Annotated in this window: 6 protein-coding genes and 1 tRNA gene; all 7 read right to left on the bottom strand. The window is 56.1% G+C overall.

All coding sequences use genetic code 11. The annotated features are described in order from the left end of the window. Positions 1 to 71 precede the first annotated feature (71 nt). The 7 genes from HX869_RS25265 to HX869_RS25295 all read right to left on the bottom strand — a co-directional run bounded on the left by HX869_RS25265 (position 72) and on the right by HX869_RS25295 (position 5,698). Positions 72 to 1,019, bottom strand: coding sequence for a FecR domain-containing protein (locus HX869_RS25265; protein WP_256736788.1), 948 nt, complete (start codon positions 1,017 to 1,019; stop codon positions 72 to 74). Next, positions 1,019 to 1,519: a sigma-70 family RNA polymerase sigma factor gene (locus tag HX869_RS25270; RefSeq protein ID WP_178903813.1), complete on the bottom strand. Its 501-nt coding sequence runs from the start codon at positions 1,517 to 1,519 to the stop codon at positions 1,019 to 1,021. The genes HX869_RS25265 and HX869_RS25270 overlap by 1 nt, the downstream gene beginning before the upstream one ends. A 115-nt stretch (positions 1,520 to 1,634) precedes the next feature. Then, a complete protein-coding gene (locus tag HX869_RS25275; RefSeq protein ID WP_178903814.1) occupies positions 1,635 to 1,910 on the bottom strand; it encodes a hypothetical protein in 276 nt (91 codons plus the stop codon). Continuing rightward, positions 1,907 to 2,887: an integrase domain-containing protein gene (locus tag HX869_RS25280; RefSeq protein ID WP_178903815.1), complete on the bottom strand. Its 981-nt coding sequence runs from the start codon at positions 2,885 to 2,887 to the stop codon at positions 1,907 to 1,909. Before HX869_RS25280 ends, HX869_RS25275 begins: the two co-directional genes overlap by 4 nt. A gap of 896 nt (positions 2,888 to 3,783) precedes the next feature. Further along, positions 3,784 to 4,113 (bottom strand): hypothetical protein, encoded by a 330-nt coding sequence (locus HX869_RS25285; protein WP_178903816.1) that lies wholly within the window; start codon positions 4,111 to 4,113, stop codon positions 3,784 to 3,786. 1 nt (position 4,114) lies between these two features. Continuing rightward, positions 4,115 to 5,449, bottom strand: a complete 1,335-nt coding sequence (locus HX869_RS25290) for an integrase arm-type DNA-binding domain-containing protein (RefSeq protein ID WP_178903817.1) — start codon at positions 5,447 to 5,449, stop codon at positions 4,115 to 4,117. A 173-nt stretch (positions 5,450 to 5,622) separates the two neighbouring features. After that, positions 5,623 to 5,698 (bottom strand) — tRNA-Thr (locus tag HX869_RS25295). Positions 5,699 to 6,144: the final 446 nt, after the last annotated feature.

Consider the following 6,144-nt stretch of genomic DNA (forward strand, 5'->3'; position numbering starts at 1 on the left):
CGCGGCTTGTGTCATTGACGGATGAGAATCAAAATCAGCAAGGTGACTCGTTAAACATTTTCAAATCGAACTCATGCCGGTTCGATGCTAGCCCAATAGCGCGTCAGGTAGCGCACTCTCACCGGTAAGGCCTGGCTCAGGTTTTCCAGCACGGTATCCGTATCATCTATGCGGAACGCGCCTGAGATGCTCAGCCCCTGAACCGATGCAGCGCAGCGCAGTACGCCAGGGCGATAGCGTCCCAGCTCTTCGATGAAATCGCCCAGCCGCCAGTCATCCACGCTCAGCATGCCCTGTACCCAAGCGGTCGAGCCCGGGGGTAAAGGGCTGGCTACATCGACTTCATCGCGGTCAAAGGTGACTTGCTCTCCAGCATTGAGGCGCAGAGTGCGTTCAACATGCTGATGCGGATTTACTTCAACAGCGGCTTGCAGTACTCCAACACGCGTTTGTTCGGTCAGTTGACGGACGCTAAACCGGGTGCCGAGCGCACGTACCCGACCTTCGCCGGTCTGAACGATAAATGGGCGCTGGGTGGGATCCTGGGCGGTCTTAACAAGAATTTCGCCACGGTACAATTGGATCAACCGCTGTTTTGAGTCGAAGCGGATATCCAATGCAGTATCCGCGTTCAGTTCCAGTTGTGAGCCATCGTCTAGGCGCAGCGAGCGACGCTCACGGATACTAGTACGCTGTTGAGCGAGCATTGAGCGATACGGGACTTGCTCAGCTGCTAGCCACGTACAGCCGCCAACGGCCACTAGCATGCCAAGTATTTTCAGCACATCACGACGTTGCGTTTTTGCTGCGCCAAGGCTGGATAGGGCCGCTTGTTTGGGCATCATTGCCCATTGTTGTTGCAGCGTTTCGACGCGCGCCCAAGCCGCAGCGTGCTGTGGGCTGGATTGCATCCAAATGTTCCAGGCTTGGGTTCTTGCCTCGTTGACCGTCCCGTCATTAAGCTGCACGTACCAGGTGGCAGCAGCCTCAAGTGTCTTGAGGTCCAAGGAGGAAGGCATCAGCTCTCGACCAGCAAAAGGCACCGGGTCATGGCGCGAATTAAATGATTTTTGACTGTGGTGACCGAGACGCCGAAACGTTCAGCAGTTGCAATATAGCTTAGCCCTTCAAGCTGGACCGCCAGGAATATCTCCCGAGTCCTGGCACCCAGTTCGTCGAGTAGGCTATCGACCGCGATCAGCATTTCGATGATGGACAAACGTATTTCCGGCGAAACATCTACGGGTTCAGGTCGCTGGGCCAAAGCATGGAGGTAGGCCTGCTCAATGGTGCGGCGGCGGGATTTATCGATCAACAGGGAGCGTGCAATGGCGCTGAGGTAACCCCGCGGTTCGCGGATTGGGGCGTCATGGCGGGCGGTCATGACTCGCAGGAATGTGTCCTGAGCCAAGTCCGAAGCATCGGCGGCATTGCCCAGCCGGACTCGTAACCAGCCCTTCAGCCAACTGTTGTGTTCGCTATAGAGCCGATGGAGAGCTGAATGATCAAGCGCCGACATGATAGTGTCACCGATGAGTAAATGGTAATCGATCGCATTGTCGTGATGGCAGGCTGTTTATGCAAGTGACTTTTCTAAGGCTGGTGAATGCTCACAGAGAGTTCAAGAGATTCGTTTAGCTTTGGAAACACCATGATTTCCCCAAGCGAAGAATGATCCGGTTGATGGTGAGCAGATAGTAATATTGCGCAGGCTCGGAGTGTGATCTCAGCCGCTGATTCAAAAACCAGGCCAAGTGTTTTTCTTGCCAGGTCCATGGATTGTCGCGGTGCCAGCGTTTAGCGATAGCTGTTTGGATAGCCTTTGCCTGACGCAGGTGGCGTTGGCGTGTGGTATGTGACCCGGTCAAGACGCCCGCCAGGAAGAGTTCCATATCGAATGCCGTGCTCATGCTCGACCACCAATATACGCCGATACCACGCCGATACGGCCGTGCCCCAGCTCATAGCTGATTTGTACTCGAGCCTCATGATCGAGATGTCGGTTGAGTTGATAGCAATGGCCACTGTTGATGGGCGCGGCATGATGAGTGATTTGCTCGTAACGTTCGCATGCATAGGCTGCCCGCAATTCGTGGAAGCCTTTGAGGTTGTGCTTATGGAGGATGTCCCGTGCGGGGCGGACGATTCCCTGTAAGAAATCGAGGTAACGTTCGTTCGGTGCCAGCAGGTTGCGGCTATCGTTGGGCGAGACCTTTTCGGCAAACGTCAGTGCGTCACGAATATGAGCATCTGCCCTAATCCAGCGAGGTGCTGACGCACCTGAACGGCCACCTTTGGTGCCGTCCTGGATGTTGATTTTTCCGTAGTGTTTGGCTTCACGTTTGAGGCGGGGAAGGTCGGCCAAAATCGCCTCGCGTAAGCGCATGCCAGTGGCTCTCGCTAACTGAGCGATGGCCGCCGCGCGCGGTATTTGGTGTTCGCAGAGCGCGTCGACGATGCGCATCAGGTGTTCGCGATCCTGGCCTTGTGGAGCTGTCGTGCGGATGGTGGTGCGCTGCATTCCCAACGCCTTACTCGGGCTAGAAACTTTCACGTACTGATCACCGCGAAGCGCCGCGAGAATCCGGTTCACGCTGGACAACCGGTTTAGCGCGGTGGCGATGGCGAGCTCACCCTGCTCAATTTTTTGACGCAAGTGCCCGGTGTAGTCCAGCAAAGTCTGCCTATCAATTCGCCGCGCATCGTTAAACCCTGGTCCATCCTCTGAACGACACCAGCGTGCAAACGCCTGCCAGCGATCACTGTGCGCCTTGACCGTGCCGTAATGCCCGCTGCCAAACAGATCTCTCAATGCTTGTGGCCCGGCGTAGCTCAGCTGCCGGCCATAACCAAAATTGCGCCCGCTACGTCTACCTACTAATGCCATGATCAAACTCCGCTAAAAGCCAAACCTGTAAAACCTTCCCCACGTCATCCCGCCACGAATGTTGAGTGTTATCAGGGATCAAGGCCCCTGCGGCCTGTGAGGGTTGTCCACTAACGCGGGACTGACGGCTCTTTACGACCGGGAGCTTGGGCATCTCATGATCTGGCCTCCTGAACACTTCCGAAGAAGTGGGCGGGTAGAGGCTGCGCTGGCTGACGGGACCAATGCCGCGAGATCCTGAGTCGGGTGAAGGCAGTGAAGCGATGACCGGGGCATGCCTGACTGTCAGTCAGGTGCAGTCCATTCCCTGGGCTGCGGCACCATCATCTGCATCGCTGTTGCTGGTGACTTCGGTGTTTGTCACGCCGATTGTCACGAGGGGGAATGCCGCAAAGCCCTGTACGAGGTGGGCTGCAGCAGTGGTAGGAGTGCCCGTCTCTTTCCGGGAGAAAGAGACGGGCACAGGTTGGCGCAATGGAATGGCCAAGCGGATAGGTTGCTGCAGGGCAGCTATGAAAGTGTATGAGTTGCCGCAGTGGGCACACTGATAAAAGTAGGCATCCATCACATCGCTGTGACCGTGCGAGCCGCCGGACGCTAATCGCACTTTGGGAGAACCACCACGGTGTGGCGTAGCCTTAAAGGTTCTGGCTACCTGGGTTGCTGTCAACGACAGCGCTTTGCCCGATCTTTTCTACGCCTGTGGATAATTCGGGTCAAGACTCCAATTTTCGGGAGTTCTGCGGCTGTGGATGAAATTATCCACCGGTGGAAATCCGTGGTTTTCCACAGACAGTTGCGTGGGCTTTAGATTTTTTAAGTGAGGTCCATCCAAACAGGGCGGCTTTGCAGCCCTGTTTGGATGGACCCGCGTGGCAGAGCAGATTGCGAGAGTCTTACGGATGTACGCTTACTTTACTGCGGCACTTTAAAAGCCATAGCAGTGTTAGCACCGTCGGCCAAAACAACGTGTTGAGAACGTCGTGAGCGCTTGCCTGCCAGCGCCAGTATCCGAAGCTTCCAATATCGTCTCGCCGATCTACCCACTCGCCTGCACACGCAATGATGAAAACAACCAGCCAGCCAAGGTATGGCCTGAATCGTCGGGTGCCAACGATCAACGTCAAATAGACCGCCATGCCCAAATAGATATGCAGCGCGTCTTTTGACAGTCCGGTTGCCGACACAATGGCGAGCTTGATGCTTTGTGCGATTGAGATATCCATATCAACTCCTCCTCTCTGCGCCAGTGCCAGGCTTCGCCTTTATCCGAGTAACGTTATCTCCAATCTGGTTGGCGAATTCGTGTGGAGTGACATGCTCCTGCCGGTTGGCCTCCAGGTACCGGCTCCACCAGTTCATGATCAGCCTGCGCTCCTCGATGAACTCGGCCTTGTGGATGTAAGCGGCGCGGACGTTGTTGCGTTCCTTGTGGCTCATCTGCCTTTCAATGGCGGTCTCGGACCACAGGCCTGACTCGATCAGTGCGCTGCAGGCCATCGAACGAAACCCATGCCCGCAGATATCGGTTTTGGTGTCGTATCCCATCGTCCGTAGCGCGTTGTTCACGGTATTTTCGGACATGGGTTTCCAGGGTTTGGTATCACCTGCGAAGACCAATGCGAATTTGCCTGTGAGTGCATGGATTTTTTCGAGTAGCGCCACTGCTTGCGGCGATAAGGGTACTAAATGGATATCCCCTGCCATCTTCGTACCCCTTGTGGAAAAGGGTACTCCCTCCAACGCGGGTCGAGTGTCCGGTATCTCCCAGGTGCCGCGCTTGAGGTCGAACTCGCTCCAGCGTGCGAAACGCAGCTCGCTGGATCGTACAAACACATGCAGCGATAGCATCACCGTCAGGCGGGTAAGTGCGCGGCCTTTATAGGTGTCGATCCGCTCCTGTAGTTCCGGCAGTCGCGATAAGGGTAGTGCGGGGCGATGTACCACCCGCGGGGCTTTGATCAAGCCTTCGAGGTCGTAAGCAGGGTTGGCGGTGATAAGCCGGAGGCGTTTTGCCTCGCGCATGATGCTCTGCAGGTAGTTTTGTACCCTTAAAGCTACGTCTATCGTTCCGCGCTTCTTGATCGCTTCCAAGGGCTGCATGAGGTCATGGGTGTCGAGGTCGACAATGGCGCGGGCGCCGATCAGCGGGAACACGTGGGTTTTGAGGCGGCTCATCACAGTCTTGGAATGGCCTGGTGCCCACTTGGCCGACATTTCCGTATGCCAGTCGAGCGCAACGCTTTCAAAGGTTCTGCCTTTGATTACGGCTTCCGCCTTGGCTTGGTGCTTGGTCTCTATAGGATCAACGCCATCCGCCAGCATTCGCTTAACTTCCAAGCGCTTGCGGCGCGCATCGGCGAGGCCAATGACGGGGTAGTTGCCGAACGAGGTCAGTCCTTCGCGTCCGTCAGGTTTGACGTAACGGAGCCGCCAGCCTTTGCGGCCATTGGGCTGGACTAGGAGGTAGAGGCCATCGCCGTCGAAAAGCTTGTAGGCGCGGTCTGTAGGTTTTGCCAAGCGGCAAGCTGCGTCGGAGAGCGGAGCTGTGGTGCGCGACATAAGGGTACTCCCTTTTATCGAAGTGACCTGTATCCCCAACTCTACCCTTAAAACAGTTGGAATCCACCAGTTTCTGACGGAAACCGATGGAACGCCAAAACGAAAAAAACCCGCCATAAGGCGGGTTTTTCGGGGGTTCCAGAGATTTTGAAAGCCTTCTCTGGAACCTTGTATGGTGCCGGCACCAGGAGTCGAACCCGGGACCTACTGATTACAAGTCAGTTGCTCTACCAACTGAGCTATACCGGCGTGTTAGGGCGACGATTATAGCGATTGGCAAGCATCTGTAAACCCCTGAATTCTGACTATTTTTGCAACCGACCGGGTTTTCTCTGCGCGGCCTCGTTTCAGCCACCCCAGCCCCGCCAATCCCACACGCTGGATCACTGGAAACGCCTGCGTGCAGAAAGCGGCAAGTGCCAATCCTGTCCTGGAACACCAACCTCCAGCCCGACGGCCGATTCACCATCACGTTTTCCGCGATGCGCAGCAAACCCAGCCGATTCAAACCGAGAACGGCACCTGGTGTGGCGGCGGACCCGACCGACGATTGCCAGGAGGATTATGAGTTCACCGAGCACCGTATTCGCGGTTAATGCCTTTTAACTTCAGATGAAATTTTGTGGCGAGGGAGCTTGCTCCCGCTGGGCTGCGCAGCAGGCCCAAAACAGTGGGAGCGCTGCGCACTCCAGCGG

It is taken from the genome of Pseudomonas sp. P7779 (assembly GCF_013386315.1).
Taxonomy (GTDB): Bacteria; Pseudomonadota; Gammaproteobacteria; order Pseudomonadales; family Pseudomonadaceae; genus Aquipseudomonas.

Coding starts and splice junctions, on each gene's coding strand:
- HX869_RS25265 (WP_256736788.1), bottom strand. CDS start 1,019: ATGCCTTCCTCCTTGGACCTCAAGACACTTGAGGCTGCTGCCACCTGG.
- HX869_RS25270 (WP_178903813.1), bottom strand. CDS start 1,519: ATGTCGGCGCTTGATCATTCAGCTCTCCATCGGCTCTATAGCGAACAC.
- HX869_RS25275 (WP_178903814.1), bottom strand. CDS start 1,910: ATGAGCACGGCATTCGATATGGAACTCTTCCTGGCGGGCGTCTTGACC.
- HX869_RS25280 (WP_178903815.1), bottom strand. CDS start 2,887: ATGGCATTAGTAGGTAGACGTAGCGGGCGCAATTTTGGTTATGGCCGG.
- HX869_RS25285 (WP_178903816.1), bottom strand. CDS start 4,113: ATGGATATCTCAATCGCACAAAGCATCAAGCTCGCCATTGTGTCGGCA.
- HX869_RS25290 (WP_178903817.1), bottom strand. CDS start 5,449: ATGTCGCGCACCACAGCTCCGCTCTCCGACGCAGCTTGCCGCTTGGCA.